This is a genomic window from Bradyrhizobium sp. Ec3.3 (genome assembly GCF_000472925.1).
Classification (GTDB): domain Bacteria; phylum Pseudomonadota; class Alphaproteobacteria; order Rhizobiales; family Xanthobacteraceae; genus Bradyrhizobium.
Genome location: NZ_AXAS01000001.1, coordinates 244,465 through 263,097 on the forward strand (window position 1 = coordinate 244,465; position 18,633 = coordinate 263,097).

General features: G+C 63.7%; 21 protein-coding genes and 2 tRNA genes. 7 read left to right on the plus strand and 16 right to left on the minus strand.

All coding sequences use genetic code 11. From position 1 onward, the window contains the following. The first annotated feature begins 16 nt into the window (after positions 1 to 16). Together YUU_RS0101220 and YUU_RS54915 are read left to right on the plus strand one after the other, a co-directional pair. Complete coding sequence (locus YUU_RS0101220; RefSeq protein WP_027520706.1) at positions 17 to 433, plus strand: DUF1214 domain-containing protein; 417 nt, start codon at positions 17 to 19, stop codon at positions 431 to 433. A gap of 1,216 nt (positions 434 to 1,649) precedes the next feature. Beyond that, positions 1,650 to 2,276 carry a hypothetical protein gene (locus YUU_RS54915; RefSeq protein ID WP_051389568.1) on the plus strand — a complete coding sequence of 209 codons (627 nt, stop codon included), beginning with the start codon at positions 1,650 to 1,652 and terminating at the stop codon, positions 2,274 to 2,276. Between the two features lie 1,203 nt (positions 2,277 to 3,479). Here the strand turns inward: YUU_RS54915 and YUU_RS49845 are convergent. From YUU_RS49845 to YUU_RS0101280, 9 genes are all read right to left on the minus strand, one after another. Next, positions 3,480 to 3,842, minus strand: a complete 363-nt coding sequence (locus tag YUU_RS49845; protein WP_084801304.1) for a YopX family protein — start codon at positions 3,840 to 3,842, stop codon at positions 3,480 to 3,482. A gap of 291 nt (positions 3,843 to 4,133) precedes the next feature. Further along, a tRNA-Phe gene (locus YUU_RS0101245) sits at positions 4,134 to 4,209 on the minus strand. Between the two features lie 175 nt (positions 4,210 to 4,384). After that, positions 4,385 to 4,567 (minus strand): DNA gyrase inhibitor YacG, encoded by a 183-nt coding sequence (gene yacG / locus YUU_RS0101250; protein WP_027520708.1) that lies wholly within the window; start codon positions 4,565 to 4,567, stop codon positions 4,385 to 4,387. 209 nt (positions 4,568 to 4,776) lie between these two features. Next, positions 4,777 to 5,406, minus strand: coding sequence for a Maf-like protein (locus tag YUU_RS0101255; protein WP_027520709.1), 630 nt, complete (start codon positions 5,404 to 5,406; stop codon positions 4,777 to 4,779). A 290-nt stretch (positions 5,407 to 5,696) separates the two neighbouring features. Then, positions 5,697 to 6,164, minus strand: coding sequence for a low molecular weight phosphatase family protein (locus tag YUU_RS0101260; RefSeq protein WP_027520710.1), 468 nt, complete (start codon positions 6,162 to 6,164; stop codon positions 5,697 to 5,699). A 6-nt stretch (positions 6,165 to 6,170) separates the two neighbouring features. Further along, positions 6,171 to 6,662: a UPF0262 family protein gene (locus YUU_RS0101265; protein ID WP_027520711.1), complete on the minus strand. Its 492-nt coding sequence runs from the start codon at positions 6,660 to 6,662 to the stop codon at positions 6,171 to 6,173. Continuing rightward, a complete protein-coding gene (hisD, locus tag YUU_RS0101270) occupies positions 6,659 to 7,954 on the minus strand; it encodes a histidinol dehydrogenase (protein ID WP_027520712.1) in 1,296 nt (431 codons plus the stop codon). The genes YUU_RS0101265 and hisD overlap by 4 nt, the downstream gene beginning before the upstream one ends. Before the next feature lie 117 nt (positions 7,955 to 8,071). Beyond that, positions 8,072 to 8,503: a DUF2948 family protein gene (locus tag YUU_RS0101275; protein WP_027520713.1), complete on the minus strand. Its 432-nt coding sequence runs from the start codon at positions 8,501 to 8,503 to the stop codon at positions 8,072 to 8,074. 114 nt (positions 8,504 to 8,617) lie between these two features. Then, on the minus strand, positions 8,618 to 9,556 hold the full coding sequence (locus tag YUU_RS0101280; protein ID WP_027520714.1) for an SDR family oxidoreductase: 939 nt from the start codon (positions 9,554 to 9,556) through the stop codon (positions 8,618 to 8,620). 92 nt (positions 9,557 to 9,648) lie between these two features. On the opposite strand from YUU_RS0101280, the gene YUU_RS0101285 reads away from it, so the two are divergent. Continuing rightward, positions 9,649 to 10,290: a TetR/AcrR family transcriptional regulator gene (locus YUU_RS0101285; RefSeq protein WP_027520715.1), complete on the plus strand. Its 642-nt coding sequence runs from the start codon at positions 9,649 to 9,651 to the stop codon at positions 10,288 to 10,290. Between the two features lie 61 nt (positions 10,291 to 10,351). On the opposite strand, the gene YUU_RS0101290 is transcribed toward YUU_RS0101285, so the two are convergent. The 5 genes from YUU_RS0101290 to YUU_RS0101310 all read right to left on the minus strand — a co-directional run bounded on the left by YUU_RS0101290 (position 10,352) and on the right by YUU_RS0101310 (position 14,514). Further along, the gene (locus YUU_RS0101290) at positions 10,352 to 11,176 is read right to left on the minus strand and encodes an alpha/beta fold hydrolase (protein ID WP_027520716.1); all 825 of its coding nucleotides are present in this window, start codon (positions 11,174 to 11,176) and stop codon (positions 10,352 to 10,354) included. A 128-nt stretch (positions 11,177 to 11,304) separates the two neighbouring features. Then, entirely contained in the window at positions 11,305 to 11,814 is a 510-nt protein-coding gene (locus YUU_RS0101295) for a hypothetical protein (RefSeq protein ID WP_027520717.1), read from the minus strand. Between the two features lie 219 nt (positions 11,815 to 12,033). Next, positions 12,034 to 12,342 (minus strand): EthD family reductase, encoded by a 309-nt coding sequence (locus tag YUU_RS0101300; RefSeq protein ID WP_027520718.1) that lies wholly within the window; start codon positions 12,340 to 12,342, stop codon positions 12,034 to 12,036. Between the two features lie 257 nt (positions 12,343 to 12,599). Beyond that, the gene (locus tag YUU_RS0101305; protein WP_027520719.1) at positions 12,600 to 14,306 is read right to left on the minus strand and encodes an FAD-dependent oxidoreductase; all 1,707 of its coding nucleotides are present in this window, start codon (positions 14,304 to 14,306) and stop codon (positions 12,600 to 12,602) included. A 25-nt stretch (positions 14,307 to 14,331) separates the two neighbouring features. Then, positions 14,332 to 14,514 (minus strand): hypothetical protein, encoded by a 183-nt coding sequence (locus tag YUU_RS0101310; RefSeq protein ID WP_027520720.1) that lies wholly within the window; start codon positions 14,512 to 14,514, stop codon positions 14,332 to 14,334. 317 nt (positions 14,515 to 14,831) lie between these two features. Between YUU_RS0101310 and YUU_RS0101315 the strand changes: the two genes are divergently transcribed. Both YUU_RS0101315 and YUU_RS0101320 read left to right on the plus strand, forming a co-directional pair. Next, positions 14,832 to 14,906: transfer RNA gene (locus YUU_RS0101315), tRNA-Thr, on the plus strand. A gap of 51 nt (positions 14,907 to 14,957) precedes the next feature. Continuing rightward, complete coding sequence (locus YUU_RS0101320; RefSeq protein ID WP_027520721.1) at positions 14,958 to 15,308, plus strand: RidA family protein; 351 nt, start codon at positions 14,958 to 14,960, stop codon at positions 15,306 to 15,308. A gap of 243 nt (positions 15,309 to 15,551) precedes the next feature. Here YUU_RS0101320 and YUU_RS58290 read toward each other — a convergent pair whose 3' ends face one another. Then, positions 15,552 to 15,941 carry a hypothetical protein gene (locus tag YUU_RS58290; RefSeq protein ID WP_156944028.1) on the minus strand — a complete coding sequence of 130 codons (390 nt, stop codon included), beginning with the start codon at positions 15,939 to 15,941 and terminating at the stop codon, positions 15,552 to 15,554. Positions 15,942 to 16,109: 168 nt separating this feature from the next. Between YUU_RS58290 and YUU_RS49855 the strand changes: the two genes are divergently transcribed. Continuing rightward, positions 16,110 to 16,751 (plus strand): response regulator transcription factor, encoded by a 642-nt coding sequence (locus tag YUU_RS49855; protein WP_035660710.1) that lies wholly within the window; start codon positions 16,110 to 16,112, stop codon positions 16,749 to 16,751. Between the two features lie 52 nt (positions 16,752 to 16,803). On the opposite strand, the gene YUU_RS0101335 is transcribed toward YUU_RS49855, so the two are convergent. Further along, the gene (locus YUU_RS0101335) at positions 16,804 to 17,691 is read right to left on the minus strand and encodes a dienelactone hydrolase family protein (RefSeq protein WP_027520723.1); all 888 of its coding nucleotides are present in this window, start codon (positions 17,689 to 17,691) and stop codon (positions 16,804 to 16,806) included. 202 nt (positions 17,692 to 17,893) lie between these two features. On the opposite strand from YUU_RS0101335, the gene YUU_RS0101340 reads away from it, so the two are divergent. Next, entirely contained in the window at positions 17,894 to 18,622 is a 729-nt protein-coding gene (locus YUU_RS0101340; RefSeq protein ID WP_027520724.1) for a LuxR family transcriptional regulator, read from the plus strand. Positions 18,623 to 18,633: the final 11 nt, after the last annotated feature.

Below are 18,633 nucleotides of genomic sequence, written 5' to 3' on the forward strand. Positions count from 1 at the left end.
CTGCACCCGTTCGCCGGTGAACAATGCCGAATGGGGCACCGACTATCTCAATCGAACCGGCACCGCCAAGTCGAACATGTACGACAATCGGCCCGAGGAAACGAAGTACATCTACACCGACGATGACAGCCAAGGAAAACAATTGAGCGGTCAGAACACCTATTCCATCACTTTCGCAAAGGGCGAAGTGCCACCTGTAAATGGGTTCTCGTCACTCACTCTGTACGACGCGGAACATTTCTTCAATCCGAACGGGCTGAACCGATATTCGCTCGGCACCAAGAACAAGACCCTGAAGTTCAACGCGGACGGCTCGCTGACGCTCAATGCGAGCGCCAAATCGCCCGGCACGACAAGGAAAGCAACTGGCTGCCGGCACCCGAGGGAGCTTTCTCGCTCTATATCCGCGCCTACCGGGCAGAGAAATCCGTGATCGATGGGCAGTGGAAGCCCCCGATTGTTGCTCGCGTGCAGTAGACGCAGCTAAACGCACGACGGCAGTAGCCGACGGCTGTGATTTTGTCGAGGCAGAGCCGCAGCGGCTACCGGATTGCCCGCAGCGCCATTTGGATTGCCTTTTGTGTCGGCGCCACCGCTTTGGCGTCCAGCCGGACAGTCGATCAGCCATCCGCGGCTAACGAAGAAACGTGTCAGTAACGGGTAGCAGTACCTGACCGCACTCAATCCCGGCTTACCGGGGGCGGGATTGCGCGCTGCAGACGGGTTATCGCTTTCGGCGAAATGCGCGAGAGGGGCGCGCGCTGCCTGATCGTATTCTGCGCCGACAAGTGCAGCCATAGCGTCAAGCCAGAACGAGCGATGGTCGAGCAATGGTCGGATGATCTGCGGCTCTCCGACCTCGAACCTCGGTTTGGAAGGCCTGCGGCAAGCGCGGCGCGATCTTCACAAGCGATAGCTCGCCGACGATGATGGCCGTCCGTCGCTAGCGCACTGGCTTGATGCTGAGGGCAATCACAAAGACGTCGCACACCAGCATGAACGTTTCCATTCCATCGCAGGGCAGAATGTTCGCACGGCCGGCGCGGTTTGATCCACAACCTTGATCAAGGGGAGTGGCCTTCATCCGGGTCGAGCGGCACAGCATTCGGACTGTTCGGCCTCGGCGCGGACGAGCAGCGGGCGCGCTTGCGGGGGCGGTTAAGCCCACAGAGCAGCCTCGGCGCTGGAGCCAGACGCCGAGGCCGCGCTCTCTGCCGATTCTTTGCTGGGGTGATGACAGAGTCGGCAGCGCGATTGTGTGTCTACTCATTTCATGAGGGATGCGTCACGGCTAGCTTTTGATCTCGATCAAGAGTGTCGCTTTGAAGGCGGTAGGTGTAGTTCCCTGAGTGGACGGTGGCCGTCGAACGAGCAGCGTAGCCTAGCTAGATGCCGGGACATACCGCAGGAGGCACACTGCACCACTGACCCCGTCGCACCCATCAAAAAATCGGGCTGGGAAAGCTTCGTGACACGGTGTGGCCGCTGTGATCTTCATCGTGGTGAGCCGATGCGGAAGCGGCAGTGCGTCAGTGCCGCTGGCCTTATCAAAGAGGCAATCCGATGAACTTCCTTTGATCTAGCGCAACGCTCGCGCTGGTAATAAGAGCAGCGCTCCAAGCGGGCAGGTCATAGTGGAGGCCAAATCCATGAAGCAGATGAGGCTGAGAAATCTAGCAATTGCCTCGACCTTCGCGTGTGCGGCACTGCTCTCCTTCCACTGGTCTGAGCAAAGCGGTGTTTCGCTGTCGATCGCAGGTGCGCAGGCGCAAGACGGGCGGGCCGGGTACGCGCGCGGGCATGGGCACAGGTACGGCGCAGGCCCGTACCGGTACGACGCGGCCGGCATTGCAGGCCCGATGGCGGTTAACTACGCCGGCCTTGCAAGCGCGGCTGGCACGCCAGTCGCCGCTGGTCCCGGTTACGGCGGTACTGGGCCCTACGGCGGCACGTACGTCACACCACGTGGCACACGCCAGTACGGCGCAGGCCCGTACCGGTACGACGCGGCCGGCATTGCAGGCCCGATGGCGGCTAACTACGCCGGCCTTGCAAGCGCGGCTGGCACGCCAGTCGCCGCTGGTCCCGGTTACGGAGGTACTGGGCCCTACGGTGGCATCGAAACCAAGCCATTCTACCTGCAAAGGGCTTACTACGGGAATGGCCCTTGGTACGGCGTTAACGGGTGGGCTGCCTACAAGGCCCGTTACGGGATCGTCTGCGACCCCGGTACCGTGACGAAGGGCGACGACGGCCATATGCACGTCTGCCAGTAGAACTTCAGAGTGAAAGTTCACAAGAGGCTGCTCAAACAGGAGCGGCCGAATCGTCGTGTTATTGCGGACTCTGCAAGAACTCGACGAGTTGCATTAGAACCGCCAATCGTGCGGAGTCCATTCCAGCAGGCGCTCCTCGCACCCACGGGGCGCGCTCGCTGTGATAACGCCATTCGAGGCGCTGGTGATTCCAGCAGACGATCCCGCCAACCGCTGGTGGATGCCTGCCGGCTGTCACTCCTGGGAGGGCTAATCCGCGCGCGACGGAACGAACCCGATCTGATTGCGAGATCGAGCGGGACGCGCGGCTTACGGTTTCCGATCCGCCGCGAGGCAAGCTCGGGTTCGCCAAGTTCCACGATTGATCGCACCGTGCGTGACGAGGACAACTCCATTCCCAAGCGGAACGCATCCGCCACGCCGGGACGGCCGCGCCAGATCGTCCTGCAAATCACCATGCTTGACCACGCTCCTCAGACTGGAGGATTCGTCGCTAGAGACCGCCGCAGGCCCATGCATATAGCGTGACCCTCACCAGCATGCGGGCAATCGCCTCCGCCGCGGAATGCGGAAGTGCACTTCCGTTTTCTGTATTGGGGGTTGTGCGAGCCAAGTTGATCCACTCACCCGCTCGCTGATGCTGAAATTGCGCTAACGCGGCCGCAGGCTGGGGCGGATTTCAGCCACGACTGGCGGTGGACGCGCGACGATCCGATCCACGAGCTATTGATAATTTGCCAGCAGGGTCGTGCGCAGCTTTGATCGCGGCATGCCCGCTCTCACCCGCCGCCGCAGCAAGGACGATCCCCACCGCGAGACATGGCTGATATTCTTCGGCGACATCCGTGTCGGCGTTATCGGTCGCCGCGCCGGTTGCAGGCGCCCGCAGCCCATGCCACCTATCGCGCATGACCGATGAAGCACATGCCGCGCCAGGCCGCGTCGTTCGGATAACCCCGAAGGACACAAGTGGGGTCTTCCGTACGCGGCGGTTGTTCGCCGTAGCGGTTGGTGACGACCAACAAGCCCTCGCCCACTTCAAGCGGGTGTATCCCGAGCTTGACGCGGTTGTGGAGATTGTCGGAGATCTTTGCCAGGAGTCTTTGCAGGATTTGGGCCTCAAGCCCGGTCTGCTGGTTCCCCTGTGATGAATGCGTTGAAGATCTCGGCCTAGCGTACGGGCGGTCGAGAGGCCGCCCTTTTTCATTTCAAGAGTTCCGGGTTCTCGTAGATGTTGCCGATGACTTCGTAGTTGTCGCGGGGCAAATCACAGAATGCACGCCAGAGATATGATGGGGGCGGAAACTCAATTCCGAAACTTCCGTTTGAGAAACGTACGTCATATCGGAATCTCTTGTCGCCCTGCTTCTTCTCGATCACATCCCCCTCATAAATTTCACGGCCATTCTTGTCTCGTAGGCCGGTGAATTGCATGAGTGTCACCGGCTCTGGATAGTGATCGTTCTCGTCAATGACGATGAGCGACTTGCTGCTTTCGTTTGTGAGGCAGCCCCATCCAAAACGCATTCGCTCTCCTGTCCATCCTCTAAACTTTATATCTCTCATTGTAATTGCGCTCGTACGTGCCCGCGCTAGTCACGACGGGCACACACGAACGGACTAGCTAATATACGTTATTGAACCATATGCGGGAGCGTGCGCAACAGCACCCGTGTTGATAGAAACCGGGATTCGAACCACAGACAAATTTCCTGGGTAGCGCGAACGGCACCGTATCCCAGCTACCCAGATTCCTACCCATGTGAGAGTTGGTCGCGGTCGCTCACCGCGTTCCATAGCGCTTCATGTGGCGTCAGATCGGGAATCGAACCACCGACATTTGGTGGGTAGAAGTTCTGGTGCCCAGGGGCGGAATCGAACCACCGACACTGCGATTTTCAGTCGCATGCTCTACCAACTGAGCTACCTGGGCGTGCTCCAAGAGAGGGGCCAAGGCCCATCGAGCGGGCGGTTTATAGTGGGCTGGAGGCGGCCTGTCCACCCGGCTTCGCCTGAAGGCTTAGCCGGGCGCAGCCCGGCTGTGTACAAGATCGGCGCGGGCGTGCGGCGGGGCTCTCGCGAGCAGCTAATCCATTGATAATAAAATATTATTCCACATCATCCACCTCGTCGTCGCGGCCGGGGATGACGTAGGAGCCCTTGAGCCAGCGGTTGAGGTCGACGTCGCGGCAGCGCGAGGAGCAGAACGGGCGGGTGGCCTCGGACTGCGGTTTGCCGCAGATCGGGCAGGTCTTGAGCGGGGGAAGCGGCTTTTTGACTTGGTCGTCCATGAGGTGAGCCTACACGAAGTCGGGGGACAAGAGGCTGTGGGGCGGTGGGGTTCCGAGGCGGCAGCGGGGCTCGCGGCTCCCCCCTCTCCAAGGAACAGAGCGCACCGCCGATGTGGCGAGACGCCCAATTCGGGCGTCGCGGCAAGGGCCGACTGGCGGCCCTCCTACTTTGCATGGGGTTGTTTTCGAGATTTTGGTGGGAGGGCGCTTCAGACGCCGACGGCGTTGAGCCAGCCGAAGCGGATGGGGAAGCCCTCGCCGCCGAGCAGCGTGGTGGTCTCGTAAAGCGGCAGGCCGACGACGTTGCTGTAGGAGCCGACCATCTTGACCACGAAGGAGCCGGCGATGCCTTGCACGGCGTAGCCGCCGGCCTTGCCGCGCCATTCGCCGGAGCCGATGTAGGCCTGGATGTCGTCCTCGGAGAGGCGCTTGAAGCGGACGCGGGTCTCGACCAGGCGCTGGCGGAAGGCCTCGCGCGGCGTGACCAGGGTGATCGCGGTATAGACGCGGTGGTTGCGGCCCGACAAGAGCCGCAGGCACTGCGCGGCCTCGTCCACCAGGTTGGCCTTGGGCAGGATGCGGCGGCCGACCGCGACCACGGTGTCGGCGGAGAGGATGAAGGCGCCGCGCAGCTCATCGTCGAGCTGCACTGATTTCAGCGCCGCATCGGCTTTTGCCCGGGCGAGACGATTGGCGCAGGCGCGCGGCAGCTCGCCCCGCTTCGGCGTCTCATCGACATCGGCCGGCCGCAAGGCATCGGGCTCGATGCCAGCCTGATTGAGCAGCGACAGGCGCCGTGGCGAACCGGAGGCAAGAACGAATTTGGGGCGGCCGAGCATCAGGTGTTTTTGGGGGACGAAGCAGGGGGTGAATTGCGCGCGGAACCTATCGGAAGGGGGCCGGTTTCACAACCCGGGAACCGGAAATCGAGCGATTCGAGGTGACTTCAGATGCGTGTGCCTGCGGTCTGTGACGCCGGTGTTACGATGGTTTCGTGTCCCGGACGCGGCGCGGCATGAAATGACGCGACGGAGAGCCGGGACCCAGGGGCTTGCGCTCGCGGTGAGATGGGCCCCGGCTCTGCAGCGCATCGCGCAAGACGCGCTGCGCTGCGTCCGGGGCACGAGAGCTACCCGCTCGCGGCCCCCGCCTTCGCGAAGCGCTTGCGGATGCGCAGCAGGAGCTGGTCGCAGACTTCGCGGTAGGCGGCGAGCTTCTGGTCGCGGCTGCCTTCGGTGCCGGTCGGATCGTGCGTCGGCCAGTACTCGACGTCGGCGGCGAGCGTCCGCGTCAGCTCCAGCGCCTTGTGATGGGCCTCGGGCGACAGCGTGATGATGAGGTCGAAATTGAGCCCCTCCCAGTCCTCCAGCTCCTCAAAGGTCTGCGGCTTGTGGGTGGAGATGTCCTGTCCGAGTTCGGCCATCACGGCGACCGCGAAGGGATCGAGCTCGCCCTTCCTGGCGCCGGCGGACTTCACGTAGAGCCCGTGCGGAAACATGTGATGCAACAGGCTCTCGGCCATCGGCGAGCGCACGCTGTTGAGCGCGCAGGCAAACAGCACCGATTGCGGATCGCGTGCGCGTGGGGGCGCAGCCATCCGCGTTTAGCCTTTCCAATGAAGAACAGTAATGAGCGTGAACAGCCGGCGCGAGGTCTCGAAATCGACCCGCACCTTGCCCTTCAGCCGCTCCTGGAGCGTGCGCGATCCCTCGTCATGGATGCCGCGGCGGCCCATGTCGATGGCCTCGATCTTGTCAGGCGTCGCAGTCCGGATCGCCTGGTAGTAGCTGTCGCAGATCATGAAATAGTCCTTCACGATCCGCCGGAACGGTGTCAGCGACAACAGATGCGCGACCACGGGCGCGCCGTCCTCGCGGCGGATGTCGAACATCAAGCGGTTGCCGGTGATGCCGATATGCAGCGTGAACGGACCCTGCCCGTCGGCGCCTTCCGGCGCGAACAGGTTCTGCTCGATCAGATCGTAGATCGCGATCGCGCGCTCATGCTCGATGTCAGGCCCGGAGCGCCCGATCGATTCCTCGTCGAGCGTGACGCCGACGATTCGGTTCTGCGTGTCGTCTGCGGGCTTGTTCATGACAGATTGAGGCGCAATCCCACCGAACGCGCATGGGCGTCCAGCCCTTCCGCTTTGCCGAGTGTCATCGCGGCGGGCCCGAGTGCACGGAGCTGATCGGGGCCGCATTTCAAAATCGAGGTGCGCTTCATGAAGTCGTGCACCGAAAGTCCCGAGGAGAAGCGCGCCGAACGCGCGGTCGGCAGCACGTGATTGGAGCCGCCGACATAGTCGCCGATCGCCTCGGGCGTGTGCGCGCCGAGGAACACCGCGCCGGCATTGCGGATCCGGCCTGCGAGCGCGTCCGGGTCCGTCGTCATGATCTCGAGATGCTCGGCGGCGATCGCGTCCGCGAGCGGGATCGCGTCATCGAGGTTCTGCACCATGATGATGGCGCCGAAATCGGCCCAGGAGGCGCCGGCGATCGCGGCGCGCGGCAGCGTCTTCAACTGCGCGTCGACCGCCTTTTCGACATCGGCGGCGAGCCGCGCGCTGTCGGTGATCAGAATCGACTGCGCGCTCGTATCATGCTCGGCCTGAGCCAAAAGATCGGCGGCGATCCAGTCGGCATTGCCGGTGTCGTCGGCGATCACCAGCACCTCGGAGGGACCGGCGATCATGTCGATGCCGACCTTGCCGAACACCAGCCGCTTTGCCGCGGCAACATAGGCGTTGCCGGGGCCGACGATCTTGGCGACCGGCGCGATCGTCGCAGTGCCATGGGCGAGCGCGGCAACGGCCTGCGCGCCGCCGACGCGGTAGATCTCGCTGACGCCGCCGAGATGGGCGGCCGCCAGCACCAGCGGATTGAGCTTACCGTCGGGCGACGGCACCACCATCACGAGGCGCGCAACGCCGGCGACCTTGGCCGGCACCGCATTCATCAGCACCGAGGACGGATAGGCCGCGGTACCGCCGGGCACGTAGAGGCCGGCCGATTCGATTGCCGTGTAGCGCCAGCCAAGCTCGACGCCGAGCGGATCGGTGAAGCGCTCATCCTTCGGCAGTTGACGCGCGTGATAGGTCTCGATGCGGTCGCGGGCGAGCTTGAGCGCATCCAGCGTCGCGGCATCGCAGGCTTTTGTCGCGGCCTCGATCTCGGCGGCGGAGACACGCAAGGAGGGCGCATCGAGCTCCAGCCGGTCGAACTTGCGCGTCGCCTCGATCAGCGCGGCGTCGCCGCGCCTGGCCACATCGTCGACGATGGCGCGCGCGGCGGCCTCGACGTCGGCCGAGACCTCGCGCTTGGCGGCGAGGAAGGCCGCAAATCGCTGGTCGAAATCGGCGCTGCTGCGGTCGAGGCGAATGGGCATGTTGCGGCGGTCTTTTGGCTGGTCTTGGGGGTGGATCGGGCTCACCAGGTCCCCTGCTCAATGGCGCGGCGGGCCACCGCCGTCAACCCTTGGGAGATGTCGTTCCGGTTTGACCCCCTAGTCCTCCCCGCCCTCCCCCGTCCCGAGCTCATCCGCGCCCAGGTCGGTCAGCTCGCATTCCAGGCATTCGACGTCGAGCCGGATTGCGCCGCCATGGGCGAACAGGAGCAGCGCGCTGCCACCGGGGGCGTTTTGGTCGTGAAACTCGATGCCGACGAGGTCCAAAACCCGCTCGGGCGCGGCGAGGTCGATATTGCGCGACTTGCAGGCGAGCACGCGGTCGAAGCGGAGCGCGGAGACCAGCCGGCGCGGCTCGGTCTCGCCGTCCAGCGTCTGCTCCCAGTCCAGCCGGTTCATGCCGACCACCAGCCGCTTCTCGCCCTGCCGCCAGATGATGTCGGAGGTCTGCACCCGCGCGTCCTGCACATGGGTGGAGATGACGGCGAGGTCGTCGGCATCGAGTGCAATCAGTTTGAGCTGGGGCGGCATCGGCCTGCACCTCTCATGGACGTCGCGGGCTGCGCCTCAACGCAGCCGGACCGCGGCGGTTTCTGTAGAAGCTATCCGGCCGGTGGTCCGTAGGCTATCGCTATCACCTCCCGGTCAGGCAGCGGCCGCAAACTCGTCGAAGGATATGCCGGTCAGCGTCGCCGAAGCATCCCACAGCATGGCCGCTGAGGCGAGATCCATTGCCTGCGGCATGATCTTCGCCGGTGCGGGCGCGCCCTTCAATTCGTAGAAGCCGTTCGGGCCATAATAGCCGCCTGCTTGCGCAGCGGGCGAGCTTGCGGCGAACAGCGTCGGCAGCGCACCCTCGGCCGCGGACTGGCTGATATAGGGCTGGATCAACCGGCCGATCCGCCACGACAGGGTACCGGTGCCCGGACCATTGGCGATCAGCTCGGTGCGTGCGAAGCCGGGATGCGCAGCAACGCTTTTCAGTCCCCAGCCGGCAGCATTGCTGCGGCGCTGCAATTCGAGCGCAAACATCAGCATCGCTAGCTTGGACTGACAGTAGGCGCGCCAGGGCCGATAGGAACGCTTGCTCTGGAGATCGTCGAAGTCGATTCGACCGGAACGATGCGCAAGGCTTGCGAGCTGGACCACGCGCGCGCCCTGCGCACGGCGAAGCTGCGGCAACAAATGCGCCGTCAACGCGTAGTGGCCGAGATAGTTGGTGCCGAGCTGCATCTCGAAGGCGTCGGCGGTCTCGCGGCGTTTCGGCAGCGCCATCACGCCGGCATTGTTCACCAGGATATCCAGCCGGTCGTGGCTGGCGGCGAACCGCCCGGCAAACTCGGTGACCGAGCCGAGCCTTGCAAGGTCAAGCTCCTCATAGGCAACCAGCGCGTTCGGAAAGCGGTTGCAGATCAGCTCGAGGGCGCGTTGGCCCTTTGCCTCGCTGCGGCCGGCGAGTATGACGGTAGCGCCGGCACCGGCGAGCGCCAGCGCGGTCTCATAGCCGAGCCCGCCGTTTGCGCCGGTGACGATAGCGGTCTTGCCGTCGAGCGAGGGAATATCGGCAGTGGTCCAGTCAGGCATGCCAGTCTCCAGCACGTTGGTTCTTGTTGAATTGAAGCGCCCCGCGACGGCTCTAAATGTGCACTTAGTGCAACTTTGCAAGAGGTGAGAATTTGACCGCCGCGAAGACGGCCAGAAACCGGGCCAAGCCCTCGTCGCCGAGGGAAAAATCCGCGCCTGCGACCGGCCTTCGGCAGCGCAAGCGCGAGGCGACGCAGGAACGGCTGACCCGGGCGGCGATGGCGCTGTTCCTCCAGCGCGGCTTCGAGGCGACGACGATCGACGATATCGCCGCAGCCGCCGAGGTGTCACGCCGCAGCTTCTTTCACTATTTCGCGAGCAAGGAGGACGTGGTCTACGCCTGGCAGGAGGATATCGCCGCATCGCTCACCGAGGAGGTCGCAGCACGCCCTGCAAGCGAATCCATGCTGACAGCCGCAGAAAATGCCATCGCGGCGGCGACGAAACGGCTCGATCCAAGCGAGGCGCTCGCCATGGCGCGGCTCAAGCGCGACAATCCGATCCTGCAAGCGCGCGACCAGCTCAAATATGAGCGGCTCGAGCGCGCGCTTGCAGAAGGGCTCGCCCGGCGCACGAACAGGAAGTCCGAAAAGCTCCGGGCACGCCTCGTCGCGATGATCGCAATCGGCGCGATGCGCGTCGGCGGCGAAGTCTGGGTCACCGAAGATGCGCGCGAAAAGCCGGAAGCCTTCGTCAAGCGCATGTTCGACGCGATCAGGGGGATTTTGAAGTGAGGTGACGTTCTTCTTCCTTCTTCCCTTGGCGGCGGGAGAAGGGAAGAGTTCAGCACCAGTCTCACTCCTTGAAAAACGCCAGCAGGTCTGCGTTGATTGTCTCCGCTTCCGTGGTCGGCGTGCCGTGCGGGAAGCCCTTGTAGGTTTTCAGCGTGCCCTGCTTCAGAAGCTTTGCCGAGAGCGGTCCGGAGTCGGCGTAGGGGACGATCTGGTCGTCGTCGCCGTGCATGACGAGCACGGGCACGTTGATCTTCTTGAGATCCTCGGTGAAATCGGTCTGCGAGAAGGCGACGATGCCGTCGTAATGCGCTTTCACGCCGCCCATCATGCCCTGGCGCCACCAGTTCTGGATCACCGCTTCCGACGGCTTTGCGCCGGGACGGTTGTAGCCATAGAACGGACCTGCCGCGATGTCGCGATAGAATTGCGAGCGGCTAGCCGCAACCTGCGCCTGGAAATCGTCGAACACTTTCTTCGGCAGGCCGCCGGGATTGGCCGGCGTCTGCACCATCAAGGGCGGCACCGCCGCGATGATCGCGGCCTTCGCGACCCTGCCTTCGCCGTGACGGGCGATGTAGTGCACGACCTCGCCACCGCCGGTGGAATGGCCGACGTGAAGCGCGTTCTTCAGATCGAGATGCGCGGTGAGCGCAGCAAGATCATCGGCATAGTGATCCATGTCGTGGCCGTCAGCGACCTGGCTGGAGCGGCCGTGACCACGGCGGTCATGGGCGATGACGCGGTAGCCATGATTGAGGAAGAACAGCATCTGGGCGTCCCAGTCGTCAGACGACAGCGGCCAGCCATGGCTGAACACGATCGGCTGGCCCTTGCCCCAGTCCTTGTAGAAGATCTCGACGCCGTCTTTTGTGGTGATGGTGGGCATGATTTGCTCCCTGTTCTTGAGTCATTCCGGGGCATGCGAAGCGTGAACCCGGAATCTGGAGACTGTTGCGCGAGATTCCGGGTTCGACGCTGACGCGTCGCCCCGGAATGACGAGCAAGTGGTGAGTGTCAGGCGAATGCCATCGGCTTGAACCGGCGCCAGGCGCCGATGATCACGAGCACGAAGAACACCAACACGATGCCCTGCACCACCGCGAACACCGGTCCCGATGGCGGAGCCGGCGGCACGGCCGGCGCCAATACCGCCAAAGCGGGCACCTTGAGGAACGACTGGATGATCAGCACGAAGACGTTGAGATAGAGCGAGGTCATCGCCGTGACGATGTAGATCGGCCGCCATGCGCCGGAGAGTTTTACGCCGTAAAGCGCGATGCAGGCGATCGCGAGCAGAACCAGCGAGAGGATGCCGACCATATGCGACGGCAACAGCTCCTTGAAGGGAAACAGGAAGCCGGTGGCGCTGGTCAGAATCGTGAACAGCAGGAAGATCGCGGTGAGGCCCGGCATTCGCTTCGAACCGAGCAGTCCGAACATCACGACGATGCCGGAAGCGATCGCGATCAGGCTGATGATGACATGGAGCATCGTGAAGGCAGGCAGGCTCAACCCAAGGACCATGGCTACTCTCTCCCCATTGAGAAGCAGGGATGGTATTACGATCCTCATCGGACTGCACCATGCGATGTCGCCACACGCAGGCATTGAGCCATGCGTTCGCCGTTCAATACGACGAACGCATGCCTTGATTTTGCAGGGCCGTCACACGTGACGGCCGCCAGAGCGGCATTGAAATCAGTTGAGAAGCACCGGTCGGCACGTCGCGGACCGCTTCTCGCGTCACACGACTTTGGTATCGAAGATGAGCAGGTCGGCACCGCCGCTGGCAAATTTCGGGACGTCGCCTCCAGCCGCCCTGCCTTCAGGGCTGGCAAAGCCCGCCTGGATGTCGGCAACGCTGTCGAATGTCAAAATGGCGACGAGATGTACCCCGGAAGGTCCGGAAGGCGTTCCGACGGGTCCGGTGCTGATCGCGTATTTCTTCAGGCCGGGAATCTTCTTGGCAAGCGGGATATGCGTTTCGGCGTAGTACTTGTCGAAGGCAGCAGCATCCTTGGGTGTCTTGTAGAGCACGACGACTTCAGCCATTTAGTCCTCCCTTGAACCTTGTCGTTTTTCGATCCTCATGGTGAGGAGCGTGCGAAGCACACGTCTCGGACCATGCAGGCCCCGCAGTTGCATTGCGGCCTTCATCCTTCGAGACGCCGCGTTCCGCGGCTCCTCAGGATGAGGGGATAGTCCGCAGTTGCCGGCGGGATGGCAAGTCACTTTCGCCCAACTTACATTCGCCCAGGTCGGATTCGCCAAAGTCCGGTTCGCTTGGCCCTGCTTTGTCCTATGCTTGATTAAAGCGCCGGTTTCGCGGCATCGCCAAGGAAACCGTGCAGCGAGGCCACGACCTGCGCGCCTTCTCCGATGGCGCCTCCGACGCGCTTGACCGAGCCGGAGCGCACATCGCCGACGGCATAGACGCCGGGCACCGAGGTTTCGAGCGGCGCAACCAGCCGACCCTGGTTTTGCTCGGACTGCGCGCCGGTGACGACGAAGCCGCCGCGATCGAGCGTCACGCCGCAGCCATCGAGCCAGCTGGTCGCCGGATCGGCACCGACGAACAGGAAGAGGTTGCGGACATCGGCGGCATCCTCGTCGGTCGACAGCCGGCTCCTCCAGCGGATACGCCGGAGCAGCGCGGCCTCGTCGCCCTCGAGCGCGACGATCTCGGTGTTGAACAGGAGCTCGATGTTCGGTGTCGCCTCGATACGCTCGATGAGATAGCGCGACATGCTGGCCCCTAAGCCACCGCCACGGATGATCATCAGCACCTTCTTCGCGTGGCCCGACAGGAACACGGCGGCCTGCCCCGCTGAATTGCCAGCGCCGACGAGGGCCACCTCCTCACCCGAACAGAGCCGCGCTTCGACCGGCGAGGCCCAATACCAGACGCCACGGCCCTCGAACTTCTCCAAATTCTCGATTTCCGGCCGGCGATAACGCGCGCCGCTCGCGACCACCACTGCGCGCGAGCGCAAGGTGTCGCCGCAGTCGAGCGCCAGCGAAAAGGTGCCGGCACTGCGCGAGCAATCCAGCGACTTCGCCGACATCGGGATCATGATATCGGCGCCGAACTTCTGCGCCTGCGTGAAGGCGCGGCCCGCGAGCGCCTGGCCGGAAATGCCGGTCGGAAAGCCGAGATAGTTCTCGATGCGCGCGCTCGCTCCGGCCTGGCCGCCGAAGGCACGCGTGTCGAGTACGGCGACCGAGAGGCCTTCGGAGGCCGCATAGACCGCGGTCGCAAGCCCGGCCGGTCCGCAGCCGACGATCGCGACGTCATAGATCTTTTCACCGCGTGGACCACCGATCATGCCGATGGCGCGTCCAAGCTCGATCTCGGTCGGATTGCGCAGCACGGCGCCGTCGGCGGTGACGACCAGCGGCCAGTCCTCGGGCTTGGGCGAATAGCGCGCGATCAGCTCGGCCGCATCGTGCTCGCCATCAGGGTCGAGCAGGTGATGCGGCTGCCCGTTGCGGGTGAGAAAGCCCTGCAGGCGCACCACACCGGCCGAATGCGACGGGCCAATCAGAACGGGGCCGCCGACGCCGCCTTGGATCAGGCTGACCCGGCGCAGGATCAGCGCGCGCATGATGCGCTCGCCGAGATCGGCTTCGGCAACCAGCAGAGCGCGCAGCCGATCCGGCGGGATCAGAAGCGTCTCGACATCGCCGTCGGCATGGCCATCGACCAGCGCGGGCCGCCCGGAGAGCTGGCCGAGCTCCGCCAGAAACTGGCCGGGCCCTTGATCGATCACCGGCGTGACGTGACCAAGCCCGTCGCGCTGGGTGATGGCGACATGGCCCGACAGCACCACGAACATGCCCGGCCCGCGCTTGCCGGTCTCGAACAGCAGCTCGCCGCTCTTGTAATGCCTGGTCTCACCGAATTGGCGCAGGCGCTCGACCTCGGCCGGCGTCAGCGTCGGAAAAGTCTGCTCGGGGCGGGAGAAGCGTGAGATCAGCGCGTCCCCATCGGTTCGTTCCGGTCCATCCTGCGCCATCACCGCTCTCACTCATTCCAAAAATCTAGCCGCCGGGCTTACCGGCGATCTCCTCATTGGTGCTTGGTTCGTCGTCCTGTGAGGGACCGGCCGTCCCGGCGCGCTCGCGCGCCTGCGCCTTGCGGCGCTTCAGATTCTCGCGCAGCGCCGATTTCAGCCGATCCTGCCGGGTATCTCCCGCTCGCGTCTTGTCGTTGCCTTCGGTCATTACGGGCTCACCATCATGATCGACGACAGGATGCCATCGAACGAGGACAGCTCAAGGGGCGGTGGCCGGCCGAAACAACGAAGCGGCCAGAATGGGTCGAATTCAGGGTTTCGGCCAACTGGCCAGTTGGCTGGGGATTTTGCGGAACCAAATCGCCCCAAAGCGGGTCATTTCGGGGCAAATTGGCCCCTTCGGGCACGCAACCGGGCCATTTATCGATTTCGCGGAGCCAGCGCGCTTGCACAGAAGGGGGGCTTGTGGCAGAGATCGCCCCGCTTGGTGGGCCCATGTCGCGGCCCGATTCTTTGCCAGCATCTGCTGCCGTAGCTCAGTGGTAGAGCACTCCCTTGGTAAGGGAGAGGTCGACAGTTCAATCCTGTCCGGCAGCACCAGCCAATCCCATTTGCCGACGACGTCTCGTCCTGCCCCTCACGGATGCCATCTTGATCAAACGTTCCCTGCCCTATGAAGGACTGCTCCACGAGATCGTCGAGCATAACGGCGTGCTCTATCTCGGCGGCGTCGTTCCCGAGGATGCCGGGCTCGACATGGCGGGGCAGGCCAACGATGTGTTTCGCCAGCTGAAGACCCTGCTCGAGGGGGCCGGCTCAGATCTCTCCTGCGTTCTGCAGGTGACGATCTACATGACCGATCTCGCCGACAAGGCGGCGCTCAACCAGGTCTGGAAGCGCTATTTTACCGCGGAACATCTGCCGGCACGTGCCGCGGTCGGCGTCGCGGATCTCGGCCCGGGCGTCAAGCTTGAGCTGACCGCGATCGCCGCCCGCCGCTAGGCCCTTCCGGCTAGCGAGCGCATCCCACGATCATCTCCGGCAGCCGCGAGACCGGCGTCGGTCTCGGTCCCAACCGAAACATCGAAAACAACCCCATGCAAAGTAGCGCGCCATCGCCGCCAGGGGATGCCGAAGACATCTGGCGCGTCGGGCAAATCAGCAGCAAAAATCCATGATCGCGGCCGCAGCGCGCTTTCTGCGCGCGACTGACGCCCCAGGATCGGCCGATCTTGGGGACGGGTGTCAGCCGTTCTCATCAATGGCGACGATGGTCTCAGCGCGCGGCAAGGCGCACACCACCCGCGTGGAGTTCGGCAAAGTAATCGTCAGCCACAAGGTCTCGTCGTCGTGCGCACCGATCACGACGAGGGCTTCGAGGTAGGCCGCTTCGTAATCGTCCGCGACGGAAAAGCCGGCACGCTTCAGCGCACCGCGCTCCTGTTCGTCAAACTTCACAATTGTCGTCTTGGTTTTGGGAAGCCCCGCCGCTCGCCGTTCTATCCGGGTTGGGCGCTGAAGCCTCGTTAATTTGCGGAAAGAAAAACGGCACGCAATCGACGGAACTATCGCGATGCGATCCTTCGCTCTGCCCTCCATCGGTAATTGAAAACCGCTTGGCTTGATCGCGCACATGGCAGGCATTCGCGATAAGGAGATTACTCCCCAGCTTTCATAAGTTTAATTGGCTTTCGACGATTTCAAATCGATAGAAGGCGAAGGAGACTTGGCCGGGCGTGAAGGCGCTGTACGGACAAACAAGAATAACAGGCAAGCACAGCTACTTTTCGTCCCAGGAGAAACATGCGCGGCATCATCCATGTCGTGGATGACGACGTGTCATTCCGAACAGCTATCCAGCGACTACTAGAAAAGACCGGCTACCGCGTCGTCACCTATGCATCGGCTCAGCAGTTGCTGGACCAGCCGCCGGAACCAGATGCCGGTGGCTGCATTCTTCTGGATGTCCGGATGCCGGACTTGAGCGGGCCTGAGCTTCAAAGCCGTTTGACCGAGCTCGGCTCGACGCTGCCCATCGTGTTTCTGACCGGCTACCCGGACATCAGCCTCACGGTGAAAGCGATCAAGGCGGGAGCAGACAACTTCCTCACCAAGCCAGTCAGCTCGACGGAGCTACTGAGTGCAATCGAAGCGGCGATGACGCGCTACGAGACGGAACGCGCACGCAACGGCGAATTGGAAGCGCTTCGGGCCCGGCTGTCGACGCTGAGTCCGCGCCAGCGGCAGGTCTTCGAGATCATTGTACAGGGCAAGACAAACAAGCATGCCGCGCGCGAACTTGGCTGTGCCGAGCGAACGATCAAGGCGCATCGGCAAATGATCATGGAAAAAATGAACGTTCAATCGGTGGCTCGGCTCGTCACGATTGCCCAGCGGCTCGGCATCTCCAGTCCGGGAGAAGAAGGATCACGGGTGCGCGAATAAATCAGCTCGACGGGCGACGCATGACGCCGCCCGCGTGCTGCGTACGCAGCCGTCAGCTCAGAACGCCGTATTTCCTGAACCAGGCCTGCGTCTGCGCCCAGGCATCCTCCGCCGCGTCCTTGCGGTAGCTGGGGCGGTAGTCGGCGTGGAAGCCGTGCGGGGCGTCCTTGTAGAGCTTGAACTCGGCCGTCTTCTTGTTCTGCTCAAGCGCGGCCTTCATCTGCTCGACCTGCGCGACCGAAATGCCGGTATCGGCTTCGCCATACAGGCCGAGCACGGGCGCCTTCATCTCGGGTGCGAGCTGAAGCGGGCTCTTCGGCCACACCGGATTGGCAGGATCGACGAGCGAGCCGTAGAACGCGGCGGCTGCCTTCAGCGCATCGCTGTGCGCGGAATATTCCCAGACGTAGCGTCCGCCGCGGCAAAATCCGATCATGCCGAGCCTGTTGGTGTCGCCGCCCTGCGACGCGGCCCAGGCGACCGTGGCGTCGAGATCGGCGAACAGCTCGGCATCCGGCTTGGCGTTGACGATCGGCCGGAGCTCGTTGACGTCGGTGATCTTGGTCAGATCCGGGCCCTTGTTGAAGTAATAGTTGGGCGCGATCGCCAAGGCGCCGAGCTTGGCGAGGCGCCGCGTCACGTCCTTGATGTATTCGTGCAGGCCAAAAATCTCCATCGCCACCAGGACCACCGGCGGGCGGCTGACGCCGGCCGGACGTGCATAATAGCCGGGCATTTCGCCCTCGCCGACCTTGATCTGGACGTCTCCGGCCTGAAGGCCGGTCGTGTCGGTGGTGATGACTTCGGCGCGGACGGGTCCCGCGGCAAGCGTGTAGCCCGCTGCGACCGCCGCGGTCGCGCTCATGAAGGCGCGGCGCGAGACCGGAGCGACCCTGGTCAACCCGATTTCGTCGGCAGTCATGATGGTTTCGGCAGTCATTCGGCTTGTCCCTTTGTCTGATGTTCGAGCGCGATGAATTCCATCGGCAATTCGGGACCGAATAGCAAGTCACCAGCCTGCGAGGACCCGCGGACGTGAAGTTAGCTCCGCTGGTTGCGAGCGCTGACTCGGCGTCCTACACTCGATGCGTGGGCGGGGTCGCGCAGCGCCGATCCGTCAAAGTCCGCTCGGGGGATGCTGGATGGACGTGATCCGCAGTCGCGCGTTCGAATTCGTCGAGAAGGTCGGGACGCTTCCCGACGCAGCCAGCGTCGTCGACGCCATGGGCCGCGTGCTCGGCCAGCATGGATTCGACTATTTCTGCTGCACCTATGTCGCTCCGCTGTCGACCGAACCAGCGCGCAAGGCCGTTCTCGCCGAACGGCTGCCTGCCGGCTTCCTGGATATGTATTCGAAAGCACAATATGTCTGGGACGATCCGGCGCTGCGCCATTGCAAGGCAACGGTCCGGCCGTTCCGCTGGTTCAGGGAGGCGCCCTATGATCCGGAGCGGGAGCCACGCGCCGCCGAGCTGGTGCGGCGCGCCCGCGACTTCGGAATGGTGGACGGCTTCATGATCCCGGTCGCCTCACCCACGGGCCGCATGGGGCAGGTCTATTTCGGCGGCGCCGCGATCGAGCTGCCGGACCGTGAACTGCCCGCGCTCCATCTCATGGCGCTTTATGCGTTCGACCGGGCGCTGCGACTGCGCGGCCGGCCCGACGTCCCGCAGCTCGCGTTGTCATTGCGTGAGCGCGAGGTGCTGACGCAGGCGGCGCTTGGCCGATCCACCGACGAGATCGCCGATGCCCTGAACATCACGGGGCGCACGGTGAAGGCCCACATCAAGAGCTGCTGCGAAAAGCTCGGCGCGGCGACCCGCACGCAGGCCGTGATGATCGCGATGCGCGACCGCATCATCTCGCCGTAATCCGGCCCGGT

Excerpts from the sequence above, each read along its gene's own strand:
- YUU_RS0101305 (WP_027520719.1), bottom strand. The coding sequence starts at position 14,306 with ATGGCGCAGGATGGACCGGAACGAACCGATGGGGACGCGCTGATCTCA.
- YUU_RS49855 (WP_035660710.1), top strand. The coding sequence starts at position 16,110 with ATGCGCGGCATCATCCATGTCGTGGATGACGACGTGTCATTCCGAACA.
- YUU_RS58290 (WP_156944028.1), bottom strand. The coding sequence starts at position 15,941 with ATGTGCGCGATCAAGCCAAGCGGTTTTCAATTACCGATGGAGGGCAGA.
- YUU_RS0101310 (WP_027520720.1), bottom strand. The coding sequence starts at position 14,514 with ATGACCGAAGGCAACGACAAGACGCGAGCGGGAGATACCCGGCAGGAT.
- YUU_RS0101290 (WP_027520716.1), bottom strand. The coding sequence starts at position 11,176 with ATGCCCACCATCACCACAAAAGACGGCGTCGAGATCTTCTACAAGGAC.
- YUU_RS0101260 (WP_027520710.1), bottom strand. The coding sequence starts at position 6,164 with ATGGCTGCGCCCCCACGCGCACGCGATCCGCAATCGGTGCTGTTTGCC.
- YUU_RS0101265 (WP_027520711.1), bottom strand. The coding sequence starts at position 6,662 with ATGAACAAGCCCGCAGACGACACGCAGAACCGAATCGTCGGCGTCACG.
- YUU_RS0101255 (WP_027520709.1), bottom strand. The coding sequence starts at position 5,406 with ATGCTCGGCCGCCCCAAATTCGTTCTTGCCTCCGGTTCGCCACGGCGC.
- hisD (WP_027520712.1), bottom strand. The coding sequence starts at position 7,954 with ATGCCCATTCGCCTCGACCGCAGCAGCGCCGATTTCGACCAGCGATTT.
- YUU_RS54915 (WP_051389568.1), top strand. The coding sequence starts at position 1,650 with ATGAAGCAGATGAGGCTGAGAAATCTAGCAATTGCCTCGACCTTCGCG.
- yacG (WP_027520708.1), bottom strand. The coding sequence starts at position 4,567 with ATGGACGACCAAGTCAAAAAGCCGCTTCCCCCGCTCAAGACCTGCCCG.
- YUU_RS49845 (WP_084801304.1), bottom strand. The coding sequence starts at position 3,842 with ATGAGAGATATAAAGTTTAGAGGATGGACAGGAGAGCGAATGCGTTTT.
- YUU_RS0101295 (WP_027520717.1), bottom strand. The coding sequence starts at position 11,814 with ATGGTCCTTGGGTTGAGCCTGCCTGCCTTCACGATGCTCCATGTCATC.
- YUU_RS0101340 (WP_027520724.1), top strand. The coding sequence starts at position 17,894 with ATGGACGTGATCCGCAGTCGCGCGTTCGAATTCGTCGAGAAGGTCGGG.
- YUU_RS0101300 (WP_027520718.1), bottom strand. The coding sequence starts at position 12,342 with ATGGCTGAAGTCGTCGTGCTCTACAAGACACCCAAGGATGCTGCTGCC.
- YUU_RS0101275 (WP_027520713.1), bottom strand. The coding sequence starts at position 8,503 with ATGCCGCCCCAGCTCAAACTGATTGCACTCGATGCCGACGACCTCGCC.
- YUU_RS0101335 (WP_027520723.1), bottom strand. The coding sequence starts at position 17,691 with ATGACTGCCGAAACCATCATGACTGCCGACGAAATCGGGTTGACCAGG.
- YUU_RS0101280 (WP_027520714.1), bottom strand. The coding sequence starts at position 9,556 with ATGCCTGACTGGACCACTGCCGATATTCCCTCGCTCGACGGCAAGACC.